Source organism: Camelimonas sp. FR25, assembly GCF_059740505.1.
The window spans coordinates 153,184-175,046 of the sequence record NZ_JCAWFG010000091.1 but is presented as its reverse complement, the minus strand read 5'-3'; the positions used below and the strand labels follow the sequence as shown (position 1 = coordinate 175,046).

16 protein-coding genes and 1 other RNA gene are annotated in these 21,863 nt (G+C 68.4%); all 17 read left to right on the top strand.

Annotated elements, in window-relative coordinates; all coding sequences use genetic code 11:
* Nucleotides 1–361: 361 nt before the first annotated feature.
* Nucleotides 362–1,723, top strand: coding sequence for a lytic transglycosylase domain-containing protein (locus AC6A67_RS13485; protein WP_498037065.1), 1,362 nt, complete (start codon nt 362–364; stop codon nt 1,721–1,723).
* A 216-nt stretch (nt 1,724–1,939) separates the two neighbouring features.
* Nucleotides 1,940–2,318: RNase P RNA component class A (gene rnpB, locus AC6A67_RS13480), an RNA gene on the top strand.
* A 541-nt stretch (nt 2,319–2,859) separates the two neighbouring features.
* Nucleotides 2,860–3,357 (top strand): division/cell wall cluster transcriptional repressor MraZ, encoded by a 498-nt coding sequence (locus AC6A67_RS13475; protein ID WP_498037064.1) that lies wholly within the window; start codon nt 2,860–2,862, stop codon nt 3,355–3,357.
* The gene (rsmH, locus tag AC6A67_RS13470) at nt 3,354–4,397 is read left to right on the top strand and encodes a 16S rRNA (cytosine(1402)-N(4))-methyltransferase RsmH (RefSeq protein ID WP_498037063.1); all 1,044 of its coding nucleotides are present in this window, start codon (nt 3,354–3,356) and stop codon (nt 4,395–4,397) included. The genes AC6A67_RS13475 and rsmH overlap by 4 nt, the downstream gene beginning before the upstream one ends.
* Nucleotides 4,394–4,804 carry a cell division protein FtsL gene (gene ftsL, locus AC6A67_RS13465; protein WP_498037062.1) on the top strand — a complete coding sequence of 137 codons (411 nt, stop codon included), beginning with the start codon at nt 4,394–4,396 and terminating at the stop codon, nt 4,802–4,804. Before rsmH ends, ftsL begins: the two co-directional genes overlap by 4 nt.
* Nucleotides 4,805–5,142: 338 nt before the next feature.
* Nucleotides 5,143–6,957 (top strand): peptidoglycan D,D-transpeptidase FtsI family protein, encoded by a 1,815-nt coding sequence (locus AC6A67_RS13460; protein WP_498037081.1) that lies wholly within the window; start codon nt 5,143–5,145, stop codon nt 6,955–6,957.
* 310 nt (nt 6,958–7,267) lie between these two features.
* Nucleotides 7,268–8,761 (top strand): UDP-N-acetylmuramoyl-L-alanyl-D-glutamate--2,6-diaminopimelate ligase, encoded by a 1,494-nt coding sequence (locus AC6A67_RS13455; protein WP_498037061.1) that lies wholly within the window; start codon nt 7,268–7,270, stop codon nt 8,759–8,761.
* Nucleotides 8,762–9,017: 256 nt separating this feature from the next.
* The gene (locus AC6A67_RS13450) at nt 9,018–10,469 is read left to right on the top strand and encodes a UDP-N-acetylmuramoylalanyl-D-glutamyl-2,6-diaminopimelate--D-alanyl-D-alanine ligase (protein ID WP_498037060.1); all 1,452 of its coding nucleotides are present in this window, start codon (nt 9,018–9,020) and stop codon (nt 10,467–10,469) included.
* 18 nt (nt 10,470–10,487) lie between these two features.
* Complete coding sequence (gene mraY, locus AC6A67_RS13445) at nt 10,488–11,591, top strand: phospho-N-acetylmuramoyl-pentapeptide-transferase (protein WP_498037059.1); 1,104 nt, start codon at nt 10,488–10,490, stop codon at nt 11,589–11,591.
* A gap of 75 nt (nt 11,592–11,666) precedes the next feature.
* Entirely contained in the window at nt 11,667–13,064 is a 1,398-nt protein-coding gene (gene murD, locus AC6A67_RS13440) for a UDP-N-acetylmuramoyl-L-alanine--D-glutamate ligase (RefSeq protein WP_498037058.1), read from the top strand.
* Between the two features lie 229 nt (nt 13,065–13,293).
* On the top strand, nt 13,294–14,439 hold the full coding sequence (locus tag AC6A67_RS13435) for an FtsW/RodA/SpoVE family cell cycle protein (RefSeq protein ID WP_498037057.1): 1,146 nt from the start codon (nt 13,294–13,296) through the stop codon (nt 14,437–14,439).
* Between the two features lies 1 nt (nt 14,440).
* Nucleotides 14,441–15,559 (top strand): undecaprenyldiphospho-muramoylpentapeptide beta-N-acetylglucosaminyltransferase, encoded by a 1,119-nt coding sequence (murG, locus tag AC6A67_RS13430; RefSeq protein ID WP_498037056.1) that lies wholly within the window; start codon nt 14,441–14,443, stop codon nt 15,557–15,559.
* A 127-nt stretch (nt 15,560–15,686) separates the two neighbouring features.
* Nucleotides 15,687–17,090, top strand: a complete 1,404-nt coding sequence (gene murC, locus AC6A67_RS13425) for a UDP-N-acetylmuramate--L-alanine ligase (protein ID WP_498037055.1) — start codon at nt 15,687–15,689, stop codon at nt 17,088–17,090.
* Between the two features lie 135 nt (nt 17,091–17,225).
* Nucleotides 17,226–18,149 carry a UDP-N-acetylmuramate dehydrogenase gene (gene murB, locus AC6A67_RS13420; RefSeq protein ID WP_498037054.1) on the top strand — a complete coding sequence of 308 codons (924 nt, stop codon included), beginning with the start codon at nt 17,226–17,228 and terminating at the stop codon, nt 18,147–18,149.
* Between the two features lie 322 nt (nt 18,150–18,471).
* Nucleotides 18,472–19,407: a D-alanine--D-alanine ligase gene (locus tag AC6A67_RS13415; protein WP_498037053.1), complete on the top strand. Its 936-nt coding sequence runs from the start codon at nt 18,472–18,474 to the stop codon at nt 19,405–19,407.
* Between the two features lie 23 nt (nt 19,408–19,430).
* Nucleotides 19,431–20,369 carry a cell division protein FtsQ/DivIB gene (locus AC6A67_RS13410; protein ID WP_498037052.1) on the top strand — a complete coding sequence of 313 codons (939 nt, stop codon included), beginning with the start codon at nt 19,431–19,433 and terminating at the stop codon, nt 20,367–20,369.
* Nucleotides 20,366–21,697, top strand: a complete 1,332-nt coding sequence (gene ftsA / locus AC6A67_RS13405) for a cell division protein FtsA (protein ID WP_498037051.1) — start codon at nt 20,366–20,368, stop codon at nt 21,695–21,697. The genes AC6A67_RS13410 and ftsA overlap by 4 nt, the downstream gene beginning before the upstream one ends.
* Nucleotides 21,698–21,863 lie beyond the last annotated feature (166 nt).

The following is a 21,863-nucleotide window of genomic DNA, read 5'->3' as shown; positions in this document are numbered from 1 at the left end:
CGATGCAGGGGGTGGGCAGTTGTGGCCTCGCGCCATAGGTCGGGCAGGCTCCGTGGCTGTGGCCCACTCTGGGGTTAATGCGCCATTGGGGCGCACGGGTTCACCCGTTGCAGGCTGAACCAGACTTCGCCCCTCCCGAATGACGCCGCGCGGCGGTCGCCGTCGCCGGGCGCGATGATGTGATCGCATTCGTTTCGGAGCCTGAGGCGCCTCGGCGTGATGATGGCGGGCTCCAGGGTTTCAAGGTCGTGTGTTTGCGGAAACGCGCCTGTGGCGTGCTGCCCGCCGCATACGGACGCGCCATACTTCAGCGACACGCTGTATGGGGCGGTGATGGCCACGCGCCAGGGGGTAATACGGTTTGAAACTGACCACGACGACAGCCCTGTCGCTGGTCTGCCTGATGGCAGGCGGCGCTCCTGTTCTCGGCCAGTCGGCTTCCCAACAGCCGGCTTCTCCCCAATCTTCGCCGCAGCAAGCGACGTCCCAGCATCTGGCGCAGGGGCCGGGGCCCCTCGGTGGCTTCGGTTCTTCAGGCTATAGCAAGGGTTCGGCCTGGGGCGCGCCCGCCGGTAAAGCCGACGGTAAAGCCGCCAACAAGCCGCCAGCGGCCGGCAAAACTGGCGGCAAGGACGCCAAACCGGCGGCCCCGGCCAAGAAGCCAGCCGCCGGGTCCGACAAGCGCAGTGAGCGGCCTGACGCCGCCCCGGCAAACGCGCCCGTCGCAGTCGCGGCGGTTGAGCGTGCGCCAGCCGTCGGCTCTGCCCCAGTCGCGGCGCAGGCTCCTGCGGACGAGGGCGGCCAGATGGCGCCTGCTCCATCCCCATCCGCCGAAGCGCGCCGGGTTGTCAGCCGCGCGCCGCTGCCGCCGCTGCGGCCTGGCGATCTTGCCGCTGAAGCAGCCGCGCCGGCGGCGTCTGGCGCCCCGGCTGTGCAGACCGCAAGTGCGCCAGCCACCCTTGTCCCAGACGCGCAGCCAGCCGGGCAGGCCCCTGCAGAGACTGTCGACGCCGAAGCCGGGGCCAGCGATGCGCGCCTTGTCGCCCGCGCCCCCATGCCGCCGCGCCGCCCTGCTGGGCTGGAGGCCGCGACCGAAATGGCCGCGACTGCGCCGCAGGATGCGCAGACTTCGGGGGCAGACCCGGCCATGACGGCCCCCGTGCAACAGGCCGCGCTTGCGGCTCCGGCGCCTGCCGCGGCGCAACGTTCGGGCGGCTTCGACCTGTTCAAATTCCTCTCCGGCAAGCCGCAGCGTGAAGCCCCGCCGCAGGACATGGCGGCAGGGCCGATGGCGGAGGAGCCGCGCCGTGGCCGACGCCATGCCCGTGGCGCGGCTCGCGACGCCGCCGCCCGCGCCCAGGTCGCCGGGCTGATCGAGCGCCACGCCCGCGCCCACGGCGTGCCGGTGGCGCTGGCCGATGCGGTGGTGCGGGTGGAGAGCCGCTACAATCCATCGGCGCGCAATGGTCCCTATACCGGCCTGATGCAGATCCATCCCAACACTGCCCGCTCCATGGGCTATGCCGGCAGTGTTCAGGGTCTGCTCGATCCTGATGTGAACTTGCGCTATGGCGTCAAATATCTGGCGGTCGCCTATCGTCTGGCTGGCGGCGACACCTGCAAGACCATCATGAAATATCAGGGCGGCCATCGTACCGAGCGGCTCAGCGCCCACGCGGCGCGTTATTGCTCGCGGGTTCGCACGATGATGGCGAGCAACTGACCAAATTGGCGTGAATGCAGCTGCAGGCCCGTCGCGACGTCAATGTCTCGGCGGGCCTTTTGCCGTGGCGGCATCGCGCAAGAGGCCTGGCGCAAGAGGCCTGGCGCAATATGCTCGACGGAAGATGCATGCCGGGCGCGTGCGTCCCCGACGAATGCGCAGCGGCGGGCAGGCGAGGGGTTGACGCGCGGCGATGGCGCCGTCACACCACCAGCGCCAGTTGGCCGGACGACCGCTGCCCCGCAGAGGAAAGTCCGGGCTCCACGGAAAAACGGCGCCGGATAACGTCCGGCGGGGGCGACCCCAGGGAAAGCGCCACAGAGAGTATACCGCCGCCGGTTCGCCGGAGGTAAGGGTGAAAGGGTGCGGTAAGAGCGCACCGCGGATGCGGCGACGCAGACGGCATGGCAAGCCCCGCCGGGAGCAAGACCAAATAGGGACGACGTGCGCGCAAGCGCGGGCTTTTCCGGCCAGATCGTCCGGGTTGGTTGCTAGAGGCGGTCGGTAACGACCGTCCCAGATGAATGGTCGTCACGTCCAGTTGCGCTTGCGGAACTGGGCCTTACAGAACCCGGCTTACAGGCCGACTGGCTTTTTCTTGCATCGCGAAAGCTTGCACGCCTTCCACACGTCGCGCGGGGGGGGGCGCCTCGCTGCGGATGTTCCGTCCGCCCCTTCACGAAAATGTCAGATGGTTAACGCCCCGGCGCTGCTGGGGCGTCGCCGTCCTGCGTCTGCAAACCGTGCGCAAACACTTGTCCGGCGGCGCATCGCGTCGCCATGCGCGCGGTGATCCCAGCCGGCCTTTGGCCCCGCTAACCCTTGCTCCGTAACCGATTCATTAACCTTGCCGGGCCGATGATGGGCTGCGCCTGGGCGGCGTCGACGAATCACTCGGGCGGCGCGTCTGGGCGCGTGTCGAAACCCTTGATTCCATTGACGCCCATAGTCTCCCATGTTATCCCAAATCATCCCGTCAGAGAGCTGGGCGGAGCGCCAGGCGTCCTGTCTGGTCTCAGCCGGCAGGCGTGGCGCTGATCGCGCTGCGTCGGCGACTGCCGGGGTGATGTCCGACGCCTGCTCCGGCGCGGTTGTCGGCGCAGGGTGGAGCTACTGGCTTGGGGCGGCAGTTGGCGATGGACCGGTTTGTGTCCAACTTCACCAACCGGCTCGACTCCAAGGGTCGGGTGTCCATCCCGGCCACGTTCCGGGCTGTGCTGGCGCGCGATGGGTTCGAGGGGCTGTATGTGCATCCGGGGCTGGACGTTCCGGCGCTGGATGCAGGCGGCAACGCGCTGCTGTCGGAGATCAATGGCTTGCTCAACACCCTGTCGCCCTACTCGGAAGAGCGGGATCTGTTGTCGACGGCCCTGCTCGGGACCAGCGAAATCCTGAAGGTCGATCCGGAAGGCCGGGTCACTTTCTCCGAGGCCCTGAAAGCCCATGCGGGCATCGCCGATGCGGTGACCTTCGTCGGGCACGGGCACAAGTTTCAGCTCTGGGAGCCGGAGCGTTTCCGCCTCCATCTGGAAGAGGCGCGGGCCAAGGTGCGCGAGTTGAAGAAGAATTTGGGCCGGGCAGGCTTGTCCGCCGGTCCTGCGGCGTCACTCTCCCCAGGGGCGTCAGGCGCATGACGGGCCACGGCGACGGCGAAGCCGACGCCGCTGGCGGACCGGCCCTTCATGTACCGGTGCTCCTGGGGGAGGTGATCGACGCGATCGCCCCCCATGCTGGCGGCAATTTCCTTGACGGCACCTTCGGCGCGGGCGGTTACGCCACCGCCATCCTCAACGCCAGCCCCGATGCGCGGCTGACGGCGCTTGACCGCGACCCGTCGGCGATCGCCGGCGGCCAGCCGCTGGTCGCGCGCTTTGGCGGGCGCCTGACCCTGGTGCAGAGCAATTTCAGCGACATGGAGCAGACGGCCCAGAATCTCGGCCTGCCGCCGCTCGATGGCGTGGTGCTGGATATCGGCGTCTCCTCCATGCAGATCGATCAGGCCGAGCGCGGCTTCTCGTTCCGCTTCGACGGCCCGCTCGACATGCGCATGGCCTCGTCGGGCCCCAGCGCCGCCGATCTGGTCAATGAGGAGAGCGAGGAGCGTCTCGCCGACATCTTTTTCCACTTCGGCGAGGAGCGCCGGGCGCGGCAGGTGGCGCGGGCCATCGTCAACGCCCGCAAGGAAGCGCCGATCCTGACCACGCGCGCCTTATCGGACATTATCGGCAAGGTGGTGCATGCGCCGCCGACCGCGCCGCATCCGGCGACGCGCACCTTCCAGGCGCTGCGCATTGCGGTGAACGACGAGCTGGGCGAGCTGGCACAGGCGCTGCACGCCGCCGAGCGCCTGCTGGCGCCAGGCGGGCGGCTCGTGGTGGTCACCTTCCATTCACTCGAAGACCGTATCGTCAAGCAGTTCTTCGCCAACCGCCAGGGGCGGCGCGGCGGCGGCAACCGCTTTGCGCCGCAGCAGGACGACGCGACGCCCGCGACCTTCACCTTGCTGAAGCGTCAGCCGGTGACGGCGTCGGAGGCCGAATTGCGCGCCAACCCGCGCGCCCGCTCGGCCAAGCTCCGCGCCGCGCTGCGCACTGAAGCCCCGGCCCAGGCGGAGGACGGCGACGTCACCAGCCTGGCCATGCTGCCAGAGACGACCAGACGGAGAGCGCGGTGATCATTCGCATCTTCCACATCGCCGCCATCGTCGCTTTGGTCGCATCGGCCGGTTACGCCTATTCGATCAAATATGACACGGTCTATCTCGCCGAGCAGGTGGTGAAGCTGAAGCACCAGATCCGCCGCGAGAAAGAACTCGGCGCGGTGCTGACCGCCGAGTTCCAGCGGCTGATCCGGCCCGAGCGGCTGCAGGTGCTGGCCGAGCGCCACCTCGATCTGAAGCCCATGGCCATCGAACAATTGGTGCGGCCGCAGGATCTGCCGCTGCGCCAGGAGAAAATTGACACTATCGGACGCAAACTGGCTGACCTCGGCCTGTCCGAACCCACCACGACCCCGTCTGTCGCCTCTGACGCAACCTCTGCGCCGGAGGCGCGCGCCGCCGCCCGTACGCCTGGGAGGTAAGTTTGCCGGATACCTCCAATCGTAGCGATCGCGGCCCCAGGCTACCGCCCGCGCCAGGCGGCCCGCGCCCGCCGCAGCCGACAAAGGCGACGGATGCGCCGCGCCCAGAAGCCGCCGCCCAGCCGTCCAATGCCGCTCAGCCCGTAAAGGCCGCCGTTGCACGCCCAAACGCCATCAAGGCTGATGCTGAAGTAGCGCCGGTGGCGCGGCAGGAACCCACACGACAAAAGGCTGCCCAAGCCGCCGATGCGACGAGCAGCGCGCCTGACGCCGCTTCCCGTGGCGGCGCCTTGTCTGGTCTGCGCAGCCGCATGCGCGGCGCCGCCCACGCGGCGCGCATGCGGCTGCGGCCAGGCACGGCTGAGGGCGCGACACCTTCTGCAGACAAGACCAGCGCCGCAACGCCGCGTCCCGAAAAGGTGCGCCAACCGCGTCGCAGCGCTTTCGCCGTGGCGCGCGCCGTCATCGCCGACATGTTCCGCATGCGCGGCGACAAGGCCAACGCCCGTATTATTGTGGTCGGCGCAGGCTTTATCTGCGTCTTCGGCGCCGTGGCGGTGCGGCTCGCCACCTTTGCGGTGTTCCCGCCGCCGGTGTCCGAGCGCTTTGTCGCCGGCAATACCGTCGGCGTCGCCCGCCCGGACATTGTCGACCGCAATGGCCTGCTGCTGGCCACCGACATCAAGACCTACTCGGCCTTCGCCGAGCCGCGCAACATCCTTGACGCTGATGAGGCGACGGAACTGCTGACGGCGGTGCTGCCCGACCTCAACGCCCGGGAGTTGCGCGAGAAGCTCAACACCAAAAAGGGCTTCGTCTGGATCAAGCGCGAGCTGACGCCCAAGCAGCGCGCTGAAGTGCACCGCCTCGGCATCCCTGGCGTCGGCTTCCTGCCGGAGAACAAGCGCGTCTATCCCAATGGCCCGGTCGGCGCCCATGTGCTTGGCTTCGCCAATGTCGACAATCAGGGCATCGCCGGCATCGAGAAATACATCGACAACCAGGGCCTGCGCGACCTGGCCGGTCTCGGCTTCATCAACAACGCCGCCGACCTCAAGCCGGTGAAGCTGTCGCTCGACCTCAAGGCCACCCATGCGGTGCGCGACGAGCTGGTCAAGGGCATGGCCCACTTCAAGGCCAAGGCGGCGGCGGCGCTGATCCTCGACGTCAACACCGGCGAGGTGATCGCCATGACGTCTCTGCCAGATTACGACCCGAACAACCCGGTTGACGCGCTCGACAAGGACCGGATCAACCGGCTGATGGTCGGCGTCTATGAGATGGGCTCGACCTTCAAGGCCCTGACCACCGCCATGGCGCTGGATTCGGGCAAGGTGAACATCAACTCCACCTTCGACGCCCGCGGCGGCCTGCGCTATGGCCGCTTCACCATCCGCGACTATCACGGCAAGAACCGCATCCTGACCGTGCCGGAGATCTTTGTGTACTCGTCGAACATCGGCACGGCGCGCATGGCGCTGGCGGTGGGCGTCGAGGGTCACAAGGCGTTCCTGCGCAAACTTGGCCAGCTCACCCGCATGCGCACGGAGATGCCGGAGAGCGCCGAGCCAATCGTGCCCGCCCGCTGGGGCGAGCTGAACACCATGACCATCTCCTTCGGCCATGGTCTGGCGGTGGCGCCGATCCAGGCCACCGCCGCCACGGCGGCGCTGCTCAACGGCGGCCGCATGCTGACGCCGACCTTCCTCAAGCGCACCGAGGAAGAGGCGAAGGCGGTGGGGACCCAGGTGGTGTCGGCGCAGACCTCGGAGGCCATGCGCTACATCATGCGGCTGAACGGGGCCAAGGGCTCAGCGCGCAAATCGGCGGTGCAGGGCTATTACGTCGGCGGCAAGACCGGCACGGCGGAAAAGGTCATCGGCGGCCGCTATGCCCGCAACCGGCTGTTCACCACCTTCATGTCGGTCGCTCCGGCCCACAAGCCGAAATATCTGTTCCTGACCATCTATGACGAGCCGCAGGGCCTGCCGGAAACCCATGGTTACGCCACCGCAGCGTGGAACGCCGGCGTCACCACCGGCAAGATCATCGCCCGCGTCGCGCCCTTGCTCGGCCTGCCGCCGATCTTCGAGGAGCCGAAGAACCCGTTCCCGACCATGGCCCGCCTCGGGGCCCAGGGCCTGCGCGACTGACGTGATGGGCGCCTGACCCCACCGCCCCGCAACCGGACGCGGGTGGGCGCGCCTGGGCCAGGCGCCGCCAGCGCCCCCAGCCAGGTCATCGATCCGCCCGAGAGGCGCCCAGTCTGAGGCGCACAGCCTGGGGCGCACAGCCTGAGGCACACAGCCTGGGGCGATCGTGCTATGAGCCGTGATGATCCTGCATCGCCGCCCCGATTGGGGCGGAACCGGGATCCCGAGCCGACGTTTGCAAGGGATGCGTCCGGCCGGTCCGACCCCACGGACCCAACCATCCCGGTCCACCAGCAGGAGCACCGCCGCCATGACAGATACGCTCGCCGCCAGCGCGTCGGCGTCGCCGGTCACCCTTGAGCAGGCGTTCCCGGGACTGTTCACTGGCGCCGCAGCCAATATTAGCATCACCAGCCTGACCGCTGACAGCCGTGAGGCCACCTCCGGCTCGGCCTTTGTCGCGCTGGCCGGCGCCCGGGCTGACGGCCGCGCCTTCGTCGCCGACGCCGTGGCGCGCGGCGCGCTGGCCATTGTCGCCGAGAGCCCGCGTCCCGATGACCTGCCCGCGACCGTGGCCTGGGGCCAGAGCCCCGACGCCCGCCGCGCCCTGGCCATGGCGGCGGCGGCGCTCTATCCGCTGCAGCCAGCCCATATCGTCGCCGTTACTGGCACCGCGGGCAAAAGCTCGGTGGTGGATTTCGCCCGGCAATTGTTCACCGCCTGCGGCCACAAGGCGGCGTCACTGGGCACCGTCGGCGTCATCGGCCCCTCCGGCGCGGTTTATGGGTCGCTGACCACGCCCGATCCGGTCACCCTGCACCGCACCCTCGACCAGCTGGCGCGCGAGGGCGTCACCCATCTGGCCATGGAGGCGTCCTCGCATGGCCTCGACCAGCGGCGGCTGGATGGGGTGCGGCTGTCGGCGGTCGGCTTCACCAATCTCGGCCGCGACCACATGGATTACCATCCGGACGAGGCGAGCTATTTCGCCGCCAAGTCACGGCTGTTCTCGGAGGTTGCGCCAGCCTCCGCCGCTGCGGTCATCAATATCGACAGCAGCCATGGCCAGGAGATGCTGCTGATCGCCAGCACGCGCGGCATGCGCACGCTCACCGTTGGCGAGGGCGGCGCCGACATCCAGCTGCTGGCCCATGCGCCGGATGGCTTCGACCAGAGACTGTCGGTCACGGTCGAGGGCGACGCCTATGACATCGTGCTGCCGCTGTGCGGCGGCTTCCAGGCCGTGAACGCCCTGATGGCGGCTGGCCTGTGCATCGCCACCGGCGAGGACGCGGCCAATGTCCTTCCGCAGCTGGCGCAATTGCAGGGCGTGCCTGGCCGCATGGAGCGGGTCGGCAAGGTCAAGGGCGCGCTGGTCATCGTCGATTACGCCCACAAGCCCGACGCCCTCCGCGAGGTGCTTAAGGCGCTGCGGCCCTTCGCGTCGGGCAAATTGTGGTGCGTGTTCGGCGCCGGCGGCGACCGCGATCCGGGCAAGCGCCCGATGATGGGCGAGATCGCCGCGACCTACGCCGACGAGGTGATCATCACCGACGACAATCCGCGTTCGGAAGATCCGGCGCTCATCCGCGCGGCGATCCGCGCCGCAGCGCCGCAGGCTGTGGAGATCGGTGATCGCGGCGAGGCCATCCGCACGGCGATCGCCGGCCTCGGCGCCGGCGACGTGCTGGTTATCGCCGGCAAGGGCCATGAAACCGGCCAGATCGTCGGTCAGCAGGTGCTGCCGTTCTCTGACCAGGAGACGGCGCGCACAGCCATTGTGGCGGCGGGCGGCGAGGTCTGAGCGCGCGACCCGCCATGGTCGCTGGAGCGCTTTCCGAGCAAACGGCATCGTTTGGTCGACGAGAATGCGCTCCCTGCATGGAAAGGGGCATGAGCCGGTCCGGAGTGATCGGAACATGCTCCAGTCCTGCTTGCGGCGACAGGGGCGGGGGCGATAGAGGCGGGCGCTGCGCAAGGTTCGTGGCGATGGCAACAGGATTTGAACCTTTTTGGCGCATCAGTCGTCGTCGACATTCCGCCACTGGAGAGCACAGGGCATGACAATCGAGGCGTCCACGCCGCTTTGGACGGGCGAAGAGCTGCGGGAGGCCATGGCGGCGCGGCTGATCGGCCAGTCGCCTGCCGCCATCACCGGCATATCCATCGACACGCGCACGCTTGCGCCTGGCGACGCCTTCTACGCCATCGCCGGGCTGGCGCGCGATGGCCATGACTTTGTCGCGGCGGCGCTTGCGGCGGGCGCTGCGGTGGCGGTGGTCGACGAGGCGCACGCGGCGGCGCTGGCGCCGCTGGTCGCAGACAAAGGCGCGCTGCTCGTGGTCGAGGACGTGCTGAGGGGGCTGGAGGCCGCCGGCCGCGCCAGCCGCGCCCGCATGCGCGGCAAGGTCGTCGCCGTCACCGGCTCCGTTGGCAAGACCAGCACCAAGGAGGCGCTGCGCCTCGCTTTGGCCGGGCAGGGGGCCGTGCACGCCTCCGCCGCCAGTTACAACAATCATTGGGGCGTGCCGCTGACCCTGGCGCGCATGCCGCGCGACACGGATTTCGGCGTGTTCGAGATCGGCATGAGCGCCCCGGGCGAGATCAGCGCGCTGACCGCCATGGTGCGCCCGCACGTGGCCGTGGTGACCACGGTCGCGCCGGTGCATCTGGAATTCTTCCCCTCGGTCGACGCCATCGCCGACGCCAAGGGCGAAATTTTCGATGGCCTTGAGCCTTCCGGCGTCGCCATCATCAACGCTGATATCGCCCAAAGTGAGCGCCTGCGCCAGCACGCCAGCCGCGGCGGCGCGGCGCAGATCGTCAGCTTCGGCGAGGCCGCCGGCGCCGATGTGCGGCTGCAGCGCGTCATCGTGCAGCCAGATCTGTCGGTGGTCGACGCCAGCATCTTTGGGGACATGGCGACGTGGCGCATCGGCGCCCCGGGCCGGCACCTCGCCATCAATTCGCTGGCTGTCATGGCGGCGGTGCAGGCGCTGGGGGCCGACATGGCGCTCGCCGCTCTGGCGCTCGGCCAGCTGTCCGCTCCGGAAGGCCGGGGCCAGCGCACCCAACTGGCGGTGGCCGGCGGTTCGGTGACGCTGATCGACGAGAGCTACAACGCCAACCCCGCCTCGATGCGCGCCGCCATCGCCGCGCTTGGCGCCACCCCTCCGGGCCCCCGTGGCCGCCGCATCGCCGTGCTCGGCGACATGCTGGAGCTGGGCGCCCAGTCGCCGGCCCTGCATGCCAGCCTTGTGTCGGAATTGATTGACAGCGACGTCGATCAGGTTTTTGCAGGCGGCGAGGCCATGCGCGCGCTCTGGGACGCATTGCCCGAGCAGCGCCGGGCGCACTACGCAGCAACGCCGGCCGAGCTTGAACCCGCCGTCCTCGCCGCCATTCAGGCCGGCGATGTGGTGATGGTGAAAGGCTCGAACGGCACCCGAATCTCCCGAATTGTCTCGGCGCTCAAACACCGCTTCCCGGCGGACGCCGCCCTTCGCGACTGAACAGGGAAAGAGTGACCCATGTTGTACTGGCTCGCCGAGCTCTCGGCCTCGTTCAGCGCCCTTAACGTCTTCCGTTACATTACTTTCCGGACAGGCGGCGCCATCTTCACCGGCATGCTGTTTGTGTTTTTGTTCGGCCCGGCGATCATCGCCTCGCTGCGCATCCGGCAGGGCAAGGGCCAGCCGATCCGCAGCGACGGCCCGCTGTCGCATCTGTCAAAGAAGGGCACGCCGACCATGGGCGGGCTGATGATCCTGTCCGGGGTCATCGTCGCCACGCTGCTGTGGGCCAATCTCAGCAATCCTTATGTCTGGATCGTGCTGCTGGTCACGGTCGGTTTCGGCGCCATCGGCTTCTATGACGACTATCTCAAGGTGACCAAGCAGTCGCACGCCGGCCTGTCGGGCAAGGCGCGCCTTGGCATCGAATTCATCATTGCGCTGGCCGCCTGTTTCGCCATCGTCACCGTGGAGCGCACCGCTGGCGGCGGCGCCACCGCCCATATGGCCACCTCGGTCGCCATTCCCTTCGCCAAGGACGTGATGATCGACCTCGGCTGGTTCTTCCTGGCCTTCGGCGCGCTGGTGATGGTGGCCGCAGGCAATGCCGTCAACCTTACCGACGGTCTCGATGGCCTCGCCATCGTGCCGGTGATGATCGCCGCCGCCGCTTTCGGCCTGATCGTCTATCTCGTCGGCAATGTGAAATTCGCTGATTATCTGCAGATCAATTTCGTGCCCGGCACGGGCGAACTGGCGGTGATCTGCGGCGCGCTGCTCGGCGCGGGCATCGGCTTTTTGTGGTTCAACGCCCCGCCGGCCCAGATCTTCATGGGCGACACCGGCTCGCTCGCGCTCGGCGGCCTGCTCGGCGCCATGGCGGTGGCGGCCAAGCACGAGATCGTCCTCGCCATCGTCGGCGGCCTGTTCGTGCTCGAGGCGCTGTCGGTGATCATCCAGGTGGCGTCGTTCAAGCTCACCGGCAAGCGCGTGTTCAAGATGGCGCCGATCCACCACCATTTCGAGCAGCTGGGCTGGACCGAGCCGCAGGTGGTGATCCGCTTCTGGATCATCGCCGTGGTGCTGGCACTGATCGGCCTGTCGTCGCTGAAGCTGCGCTGATCGCGCGCCCTTCAGGATCTGTCGCTTATCCAGCAAGCGCCGGCGCGCTTGCTGGCGCATGTTGAGGCCCCGCTGATGTCCACAGCCAGCACGCTCACCCCGATCACCACCATGGCGGGCCAGACCGTCGCTCTGTTCGGGCTCGGCGGCTCGGGCATCGCCACGGCGAAGGCGCTGCTGGCCGGCGGCGCGCGTGTCGCGGCGTGGGATGACAACGACGCCGCGCGCCAGCGGGCGGCGGCGGCCGGGCTTGAGGTGGTCGATCTCAAAACAGCTGACTGGTCAGGCTTTTCAGCCTTCGTGCTGGCGCCGGGCGTGCCGCTGACCCACCCCGCGCCGCACTGGACGGTCGACCTCGCCCAGGCGGCGGGCGTCCCGGTGATCGGCGATATCGAGCTGTTTTGCCGCGAGCGGGCGGCGCTGGCGCCTGAGGCGCCGTTCATCGCCATCACCGGCACCAATGGCAAATCCACCACCACGGCGCTGATCGCCCATCTGCTGCAGCACGCCGGCAAGGAGGTGGCGCTGGGCGGCAATATCGGCACGGCTATCCTGTCGCTGCCAGGGCCGGCGGTCGGGCGCGTGCATGTGGTGGAATGCTCGTCCTACCAGATCGACCTTGCCCCCTCGCTCAACCCCAGCGTCGGCGTGTTCCTCAACATCACCCCCGATCACATCGACCGCCACGGCACGCTGGACCATTACGCCGCCGTCAAGGAGCGGCTCATCAATGGGGCCGATGTGGCGGTGATCGCGGTGGAGGATGATTTCACCCGCGCCGCCGCCGCACGCATGGACGCCCTTGGCAAGCCGGTCGCCCGCATCCGCTCCGACGCCGCCCATGCCGCGGGCTGGAGCTGCGACGGCACGCGCCTTTTGCGCGATGGCGTCGCCTTCGCCGATCTCGCCGGATCATCTTCGCTGCGTGGCCGTCACAACGCCCAGAACGCTTTGTGCGCCAGCGCGGCGGTCGCAGCGCTGGGCGTCGATCTGGCGGTGATCGCCGCGGGTTTGCGCAGCTTCCCAGGGCTGGTCCATCGCATGGAGCAGGTGGCCCGCCGCGACAATGTGGTGTTCATCAACGACAGCAAGGCCACCAACGCCGATTCCACCGACAAGGCGCTCAGGGCGTTTGAGGGCGGCGTGTTCTGGATCCTCGGCGGCAAGCAGAAAGAGGGCGGCGTCGCCTCTCTTAACGGTTTGTTCGCCAGAATCAGCAAAGCCTATCTCATCGGCGATGCAACCGAATCATTCGCCGCAACCCTCGACGGGAAGGTCGCCTACGAACGCTGCGGGACGCTCGACGTCGCGCTCGCCAGCGCCGCTGACGCCGCCGCCGCCTCCGGCCTGCCGGAAGCGGTCGTGCTGCTGTCGCCGGCCTGCGCCTCGTTTGACCAATATCCCAATTTCGAGGCGCGCGGCGACGACTTCCGGCGTTGCGTCGCCGCGTGGCTGGCGGCCCACCCGGGCTGACGGACTGCGGCGCAAGGCGACTGTAGCTTGGCCCACCCTGGTGTGGCTGACGACGGCTCCCGGCGTGGGATGGCGCAACGGCAAGGCGGCGAGGCCTGCCCGCGACGTATCCCTTTCATTCCGGGACGCGCCCTGACAGGACGCGCTTCCCCAGTGACAGTCGAGCATGGTCCCCGCGCGGGGCGGCGCCGCCGCCGTCGCCACGGAGCCAGAGGCCGGAGAGCTTGCCATGGCGTCGCGCGCCGATCGCACCTATGTGGGGCAATGGTGGTGGACCGTTGACCGGACGCTGCTGATCGCCATCGGCGCCATCATCGTCAGCGGCCTCGTGCTGCTGATGGCCGGCGGCCCGCCGGTGGCCGAGCGCCTGGGCCTGTCCACCTTTCATTTCGTCAATCGCCAGGCGGCGTTTCTGGCGCCAGCGCTGGTGGTGCTGGTTTCGGCCTCCTTCCTGTCGCCGCGCCATGTGCGTCGCGCCGCGCTGGTGATTTTTCTCGTGGCGATGCTGCTGGTGTTCGCCGCCCTGGAGTTCGGGCCGGAGGTCAAGGGCGCCCATCGCTGGCTGCAACTGGGCTCGGTCACCATCCAGCCGTCCGAATTCGTCAAGCCAGCCTTCGTGGTGCTCACCGCCTGGGCGTTTTCGGAAGGCTCGCGCAAGGATGCGCCTGGCACGCTGCTGGCCATCCTGATCCTGCCGGCCACCACCATTCCGTTGATCCTGCAGCCCGACTTTGGCCAGACCATCCTGATCATCGCCGTGTGGGGCACGCTGTTCTTCGTCGCTGGCCTGCACATGATGTGGATGGCGGCGCTGGGCGGCGCAGCGGCGCTCGGCCTGACGGTGGCCTATGCGCTGGTGCCGCACGTGCGCTCGCGTATGGAGCGCTTCTTCGACAAATCCTCCGGCGACACCTTCCAGGTCGATACGGCGATGGAATCGTTCTATCAGGGCGGCTGGTTCGGCAAGGGTCCGGGCGAGGGCACGGTGAAGCGCATCCTGCCCGACGCCCACACCGACTTTATTTTCGCGGTCACCGGCGAAGAGCTCGGGGTCATCGCCTGCATGGTGCTGGCGCTGATGTTCCTGGTGGTGGTGCTGCGTGGACTGGCGCTGGCCCGCCGCATTGAAGACCCGTTCTGCGCCTATGCCGCCGTGGGTCTGGTGACATTGTTCGGGGTGCAGGCGGGCATCAACATGGGCGTCAACGTGCATCTGCTGCCAGCCAAGGGCATGACGCTGCCGTTCATCAGTTATGGCGGCTCGTCGCTGCTGTCGCTGGCGCTCGGCATGGGCTTCCTCATCGCCGTCACCCGCAAACGCCCCACCGCCGGTCTGCCCGACCGCCGCCACTCCCTCCAGCGCAGCGACGTCTGACATGAGCGCCAATCCCATAGTATTGCTGGCCGCTGGCGGCACCGGCGGCCATCTGTTTCCGGCTGAGGCGCTGGCGCGCGAGCTGCAGGCCCGCGGCGTGCGCGTCGCTCTGGCCACTGACGTGCGCGTCACCGGCCATGTGGCGCAGTTCCCGGCCGAGACCATCTACGAGATCCCATCCGCTACCCCATCGCGCAAATCGCTTCCGGTGATGGCCAAAGCGGCGCTGACCCTGGCGCGCGGCTATTGGCGGGCGCGCAGCGTCATCCGCAAGGAGCTGCGCCCGGCTGTGGTGGTGGGCTTCGGCGGCTATCCCAGCGTGCCGCCGCTGAAGGCGGCGCAGTCGGCGGGCGCCCGCAGCATCATTCACGAGCAGAACGCCGTGCTCGGGCGGGCCAACAAATTCCTCGCCCCGCGCGTCACCGCGCTGGCGACGGGTTTCGCCGAGGTCGCCGGCGTCCCCCAGGAAATCCGCGCCCGCATTCACCATGTCGGCAATCCGGTGCGCCCGGCGGTGCTGGAGGCGGCGCGCCTGCCGCTGCCGCCGCTCGGCGACGACGCGCCGCTGCATTTGCTGGTGTTCGGCGGCAGCCAGGGCGCCCGGGTGATGAGCGACGTCGCTCCGGCGGCCATCGCCTTGCTGTCGCCGGCCCAGCGTCGCCGGATCGTGGTGACCCAGCAGGCGCGGCCCGAAGACCTTGAGCGGGTGCGCGACCGCTACGCCGACATGGACGTGACCGCCACGGTCGAGCCCTTCTTCAGCGATCTGCCGGCCCGCATCGCCCACAGCCATCTGGTGGTGGCGCGCTCTGGCGCCTCCACCGTGGCCGAGCTCGCCGTCATCGGCCGCGCCGCCATTCTGGTGCCGCTGCCCGGCTCGCTCGACCAGGATCAGGCGGCCAATGCGGCGACGCTGGCGACAATTGGCGCCGCCGAGGTCATACCCCAGCCAGAATTCACCGCCACGCGTCTGCACGACGAAATCGCCGCGCGGCTCAAGGATCCGTCCACGCTGCGCGCGGCGGCGGACGCGGCGCGCAGCGTCGGCATCCCGGACGCCGCCAGCCGCCTGGCTGATCTGGTGATGGAGATCGGCGGCCTTACCCGAAAGGGCGGTTGAGCCATTGGCCTGAACGGTTTGCCTGACCAGTTGGCCCGCGTGCGCAGGGCATCAAGGGCCAGCGTTTGAGAGTTTGTTGAGGGGTCGCGCGGCGGAGGCGCCGCTGGCCCGCTATGGAGAATGCGTGATGAAACTGCCGCGCGAGATCGGCCCGATCCATTTCATCGGTATTGGCGGCATCGGCATGTCCGGCATCGCCGAAGTGCTGAACAATCTCGGCTATCGCGTGCAGGGCTCTGACGCCAGCGAGAACGCCAACGTCAAACGCCTCGCCGACCTCGGCGTCACCACCTTTGTCGGCCACGACGCCAGCCATGTCGGCGACGCCTCGGTGGTGGTGATCTCCACCGCCATCAAGCCGGACAATCCGGAGCTGAAGGCGGCGCGCGAGGCGCGCATCCCCGTGGTGCGCCGCGCCGAGATGCTGGCCGAGCTGATGCGGCTGAAGACCTGCGTCGCCATCGCCGGCACCCATGGCAAGACCACCACCACCTCGCTGGTGGCGACGCTGCTCGACGCCGCCAATTTCGACCCGACGGTGATCAATGGCGGCATCATCAACGCCTATGGCACCAACGCCCGCCTTGGCGCCGGCGACTGGATGGTGGTGGAGGCGGATGAATCCGACGGCACCTTCCTCAAGCTGCCGGCAGATGTGGCCATCGTCACCAATATCGATCCCGAGCATCTCGATCACTTCCAGACCTATGATGCGGTGAAGCAGGCGTTCCGCTCCTTCATCGACAATCTGCCGTTCTACGGCTTCGGCGTGATGTGCATCGACCATCCGGCGGTGCAGGATCTGGTCGGCCATGCGCTCGACCGCCGCGTCATCACCTATGGCGAGAACCCGCAGGCCGACGTGCGCCTGGTCGACGTCGACCTGCGCGGCGGCCGCTGCCGCTTCTCGGTGGTGGTGCGCGCCCCCAAGGGCGGCGACGAGCTGCGCATCGATGATCTGGAAATGCCGATGCCGGGCCTGCACAACGCCCTCAACGCCACAGCCGCCATCGCGGTGGCGCTGGAGCTCGGCGTCACGCCGGACCTGATCCGCAAGGGCCTGGCCGGGTTTGGCGGCGTGAAGCGTCGTTTCACCCGCACCGGCGAGTGGAACGGCGTCACCATCTTCGACGATTACGCCCATCACCCGGTGGAGATCGCCGCCGTGCTGCGCGCCGCCCGCGCCTCCACCGAGGGCCAAGTCATCGCCGTGGTGCAGCCGCACCGCTACACGCGGCTGCAATCGCTGTTCAATGATTTCTGCACCTGCTTCAACGACGCCGACGTGGTGGCGGTGGCGCCCGTCTACGCAGCAGGCGAGCAGCCGATCGCGGGGGCGCAGCAAAGCGATCTGATCGATGGCGTCAAGGCGCGCGGGCACCGCAAGGTGGTGGCGGTCAGTGGTCCGGATGATCTGCCGCACATCATCCATGAGCTGGCGAAGCCGGGCGATTACGTCGTCTGCCTCGGCGCCGGCAGCATCAGCCAGTGGGCCTACGCCCTGCCGGAGCAACTGGCGCAGCTGGACTGAGCCTTAGTCGATGGGCCCCTTGGGCCGCCTTGTGCGGCCTGGTGCAGCGCCTGTTGGGCCGCCTGGGCCGCGCGCCCAGGCCCCCTCACATCGTCTGGCGCCACCGAACTTGCGGACGCCAGCTGGAGACTTTCCATGGCCGCCATTAGCGGTAACGCCATCGCAGACCAGGTCGCCGCCATCGCCGGCGTGCGCGGCGGGCTCACCGCCAATGCGCCGATGGCGCCTCTGTCGTGGTTCCGCGCCGGCGGTCCCGCCGACGTGCTGTTTGAACCAGCCGACGAGGCCGACCTCGCCGCTTTCCTGCGGCAGTTGCCGGCTGACATTCCGGTGCTGGTCGTAGGGCTCGGCTCAAACCTGCTGGTGCGCGACGGCGGCTTCGCTGGCGTGGTGATCCGCCTCGGCAAGGCTTTCGCCGCCATCGAGGTGCTAGCGGGCAACCGGCTGCGCGCCGGGGCAGGGGCGCCTGACGTCAAGGTCGCCAATGCGGCGGCCAAGGCCGGTATTGATGGCCTCAGCTTCCTGCGCGGCATCCCCGGCGCCATTGGCGGCGCCGTGCGGATGAATGGCGGCGCCTATGGCGGCGAGACCGCCGACGTGCTGGTCGAGGCCCGCGGCGTCGACCGCGCCGGCGCCATCCACGTCTTCAGCCGGGCCGACATGGGCTTCACCTATCGCCACTGCGCCGTGGCTGAGGATGTGATCTTCACCGAAGCGCTGTTCGAAGGCCGCCCCGGCGATCCGGCGCAGATCGCCGCCGCCATGGCGAAGATCACCGAGGCGCGCAGCGCCACCCAGCCGGTCAACACCCGGACCGGCGGCTCCACCTTCAAGAACCCGCCCGAAGCAAAGGCCTGGCAGCTGGTCGACGCCGCCGGCTGCCGGGGCCTGCGGCGCGGCGCGGCGCAGGTGTCCGAGCTGCACTGCAACTTCCTGATCAACCACGGCGGCGCCACCGCCGCCGAGATCGAGGAGTTGGGCGAAGAGGTGCGGGCGCGGGTGCTGGCCCACAGCGGCGTGACGCTGGAGTGGGAGATTCGCCGCGTCGGCCGGCCCTGAACCAGCGACGCAGGCGATGCAGGCGTCACGGCGGCCTGCAGATAAGGCGCGGCGCGTCGTCCTTCAAGACGCCGCCTTTCGGCGCCTTTGCAGTTCCGTAACCAGGAGTGGCGTCCACTCCCTGTGGCGACGCCAGAGCGGGAGCGCGCGCTTCCGCAACTCATACCAGGATGCGAAGATGCTGACGCATCCGCATCCTGAAATGCTCAGGCGCCGCACGGGCTTGGCCAGAACCCGATGAGTCATGCTCCTCGGGTTCTGGGATAATCCGCATGTAACCAGTGGCGCGGCGGCCGTGGCGGTCCGCCGCAGGAGGTATGGGATGACGACCCCGGACAACACCCATGTTGCGGTGCTGATGGGCGGCTGGGCCGCCGAGCGTGAGGTGTCGCTGCGCTCGGGCGCGGCCTGCGCCGCAGCGCTTGAGCAGGTCGGCTACCGGGTGACCCGGGTTGACGTTGGCCGGGACATTGCGGCGCGGCTGGCCGAGCTAAGGCCAGATGTGGCGCTCAACGCCCTGCATGGCGCCGGCGGCGAAGATGGGGTGGTGCAGGGCGTGCTCGAGACCCTGCGCATCCCCTACACCCACTCTGGCGTGCTCGCCTCGGCCCTTGCCATGGACAAGCAGCGGGCGAAAACCGTGATGGCGGCGGCTGGCGTGCCAGTGGTCGAGAGCATTGTCACCACCCGCCAGCAGGCCGCGGCGCGCCACCTGATGCCGCCTCCCTATGTTGTGAAGCCGGTCAACGAAGGCTCGTCCTTCGGCGTGGTGATTGTCAAAGCGGGACAGTCGCATCCGTCGCAGGAACTGCTGCGCCACGACTGGCCCTATGGCGATGTGGTGATGGTGGAAAAATACGTTGCAGGACGTGAACTTACCTGCGCCGTGATGGGGGATCGCGCCCTTGATGTCATCGAGATCGTGACCAGTGGTCAGGCCTTCTACGACTACGAGTCAAAGTACGCGAAAGGCGGCTCTACCCACATCCTTCCCGCACAAATTAAACCAAATATTTACCGTCTTGTTCAAGAGTTAAGCGTGAGGGCGCATCAGGCGCTCGGGTGCCGCGGCGTCAGTCGCGCGGACTTCCGGTGGGACGATACGCCTGGGGGAACCGGGGCGTTAATTTGCCTGGAAGTGAATACGCAACCTGGCATGACCGAGACGTCCCTGGCACCCGAAATGGCGGCCTACGCCGGTTATTCTTTTGGCGAGTTGGTGCGATGGATGGTGGAGGACGCCTCCTGCGATCGGTAACGTCGGGACTGCCCGGCGCCGGCATGACCGCGATGGCCATGAGCCTCGACGGTCGTCCGATGCCTGTGTCCCTGGACGTGCTGCCGTCGCGCCGCCGCTTTCCCCTGTGGCGCCGCCCCGGTCGCCGCTCCGCCGTGCGGCCGCTGGTCGACCGCACGCCACGTTTTCTCGGCACGGCGCTGCTGGCTGGTTTCATGGCGACGGTTGGCGTCGCCGGCTATTACATGGGCGGCCATGACGCGGAATTCCGCGCCGCCTACGGCGAGCCGCGTGACGCGCTGGCCCGTCTGGTCGGCCTCGGCGTCGACCGTGTGCACATGAGCGGCCTCAAGGAGCTGCAGCAGATCGAGGCGCTGCGCGCCGCCGGCGTCACCGACCAGAGCTCGCTGCTGTTCCTCGACGTCAATGAGGTGCGGGCGGCGCTGGAGAAGCTGCCGCTGGTCAAGGAAGCGGCGGTGCGCAAGCTCTATCCGAACGAGCTGTCGATCGTCATCACCGAGCGCAAGCCCGCAGCCCTCTGGCAGAAAAACGGCGAACTGTTCGTGGTCGCCGCCGACGGCACGCCCATCGACCGCGTCACCGACATGCGTTTCGCCCGGCTGCCCTTCGTGGTCGGCGAGGGGGCCAATATCCGCGCCGGCGACTACGCGGCGCTGCTGGAATCGGCTGGCGCCTTGCGCGAGCGCATTCGCGCCGGCTCGCTCGAGGCAGGCAGCAACTGGACGCTGACCATGGACAATGGCGTGCGCGTCAAGCTGCCAGGCGGCAAGGACGCCGCCGCAGCCCTGGCCCGCTTCGCCCTGCTGGAGCGCGACCACCGGCTGCTCGACAAGGACATCCTGCTGGTCGACCTGCGCACGCCAGACCGCGTCGCGGTGCGGCAGAGCGTTGAGGCGGCGGCGGCGCGGGCCGAGATGCTGAAAAACCGGGCCAAGCAGCTCAAGGGGGCGGTCACGCTATGAATCATATCTTCACGCCCCGCCTGAAGCCCCTGTCCGCCCGCCGCAGCGCCACGCTGTCGGTGCTCGACGTCGGCTCGTCCAAGGTCGTGTGCATCATCGCCCAGCTGAAGCCGGTTAGCGATAGTGAGGCGCTGCCTGGCCGCACCCACATCGCCCGGGTGCTCGGCATCGGCCACACCCGTTCGGCCGGCCTCAAGGGCGGCGCCGTGGTCAATCTGGAGGCGGTCGAGCAGTCGATCCGCCACGCCGTCGACGCCGCCGAGCGCATGGCCCGGGTCGAGGTTCAATCGGTCATCGTCAATCTCACCGGCGGCCGGCTCGGCTCGCTCAAGGAGAGCGCCGGCGTCGACGTGCGCGGCGGCGCGGTCAGCGCCCGCGACGTGGAGCGCGCGCTCTCGGCGGCGGCGCAGAACGGCATGCGGCCGGGCCGCGCCGTGCTGCACACCCTGCCGACTGGCTTCAGCCTCGACGGCCAGCGCGGCGTCACCGATCCGGAGGGCCTGCTCGGCCAGCGGCTCGACGTCGACATGCATGTGGTGTCAGCCGACGCCACCGCGGCGCGCAATTTGATGCTGGCGGTGGAGCGCTGCCACCTTGATGTGGAGGCGGTGGTGTCGACCCCTTACGCCTCCGGCCTGTCCTGCCTTGTCGATGACGAGGCCGACATGGGCGTGGCGCTGATCGACATGGGCGGCTCCACCACCTCATTCGCGGTGTTCTCGGGCGGGGCGATCGTCCATTCCGACGCCATCGCCGTCGGCGGCCACCACGTCACCATGGACGTGGCGCGCGGCCTGTCGACCCGCATCAACGCCGCCGAGCGCCTCAAGACGCTCTACGGCTCCACGGTGCTGACGCCGGCTGATGAGCGCGAGCTGATCGCCGTGCCGCTTGTGGATGAGTTTGAGCGCGACGTGCCCAATCACGCGCCGAAATCCCAGCTCACCCGGATCATCCAGCCCCGGGTGGAGGAAATTCTTGAACTGGTGCGCGACCGTCTGCGTCACGCCGGCTTTGGGGCCATGGCCTCACGCCGGATCGTGCTCACCGGCGGCGCCAGCCAGCTCAATGGCATGCACGCGACGGCGCAACGCATTCTGTCCGCAGGATCAGCGCCGGCGCGGGTGCGCAGCGGGCGGCCCCTTGGCGTCAAGGGTCTGCCAGAGGCAGCCAAAGGCCCAGCTTTCGCTGCGGCAGTGGGGCTGCTGGTTTATCCCCAGGTCGCGCATGTCGAACATTTCGAACCGCGCGCCAGCCACAGTTACGCGAGAACGGGGTCTGATAACTACTTTGCGCGCGTTGGACGGTGGATCAAAGACAGTTTCTGAAGCATGATTAACCATACCAATCCTGCTTCGCGATTGAAAAAATAAGTAAATCAGACACTTGGGCGCAAATCAGCTGATTCGCCCCCGGTGTGGGATCTCAGGATGAATCCGTGTTTTCGGTGCGGCGGCCGGGAACCACTCATACATTCCAAAGGGGGCGCGCAGC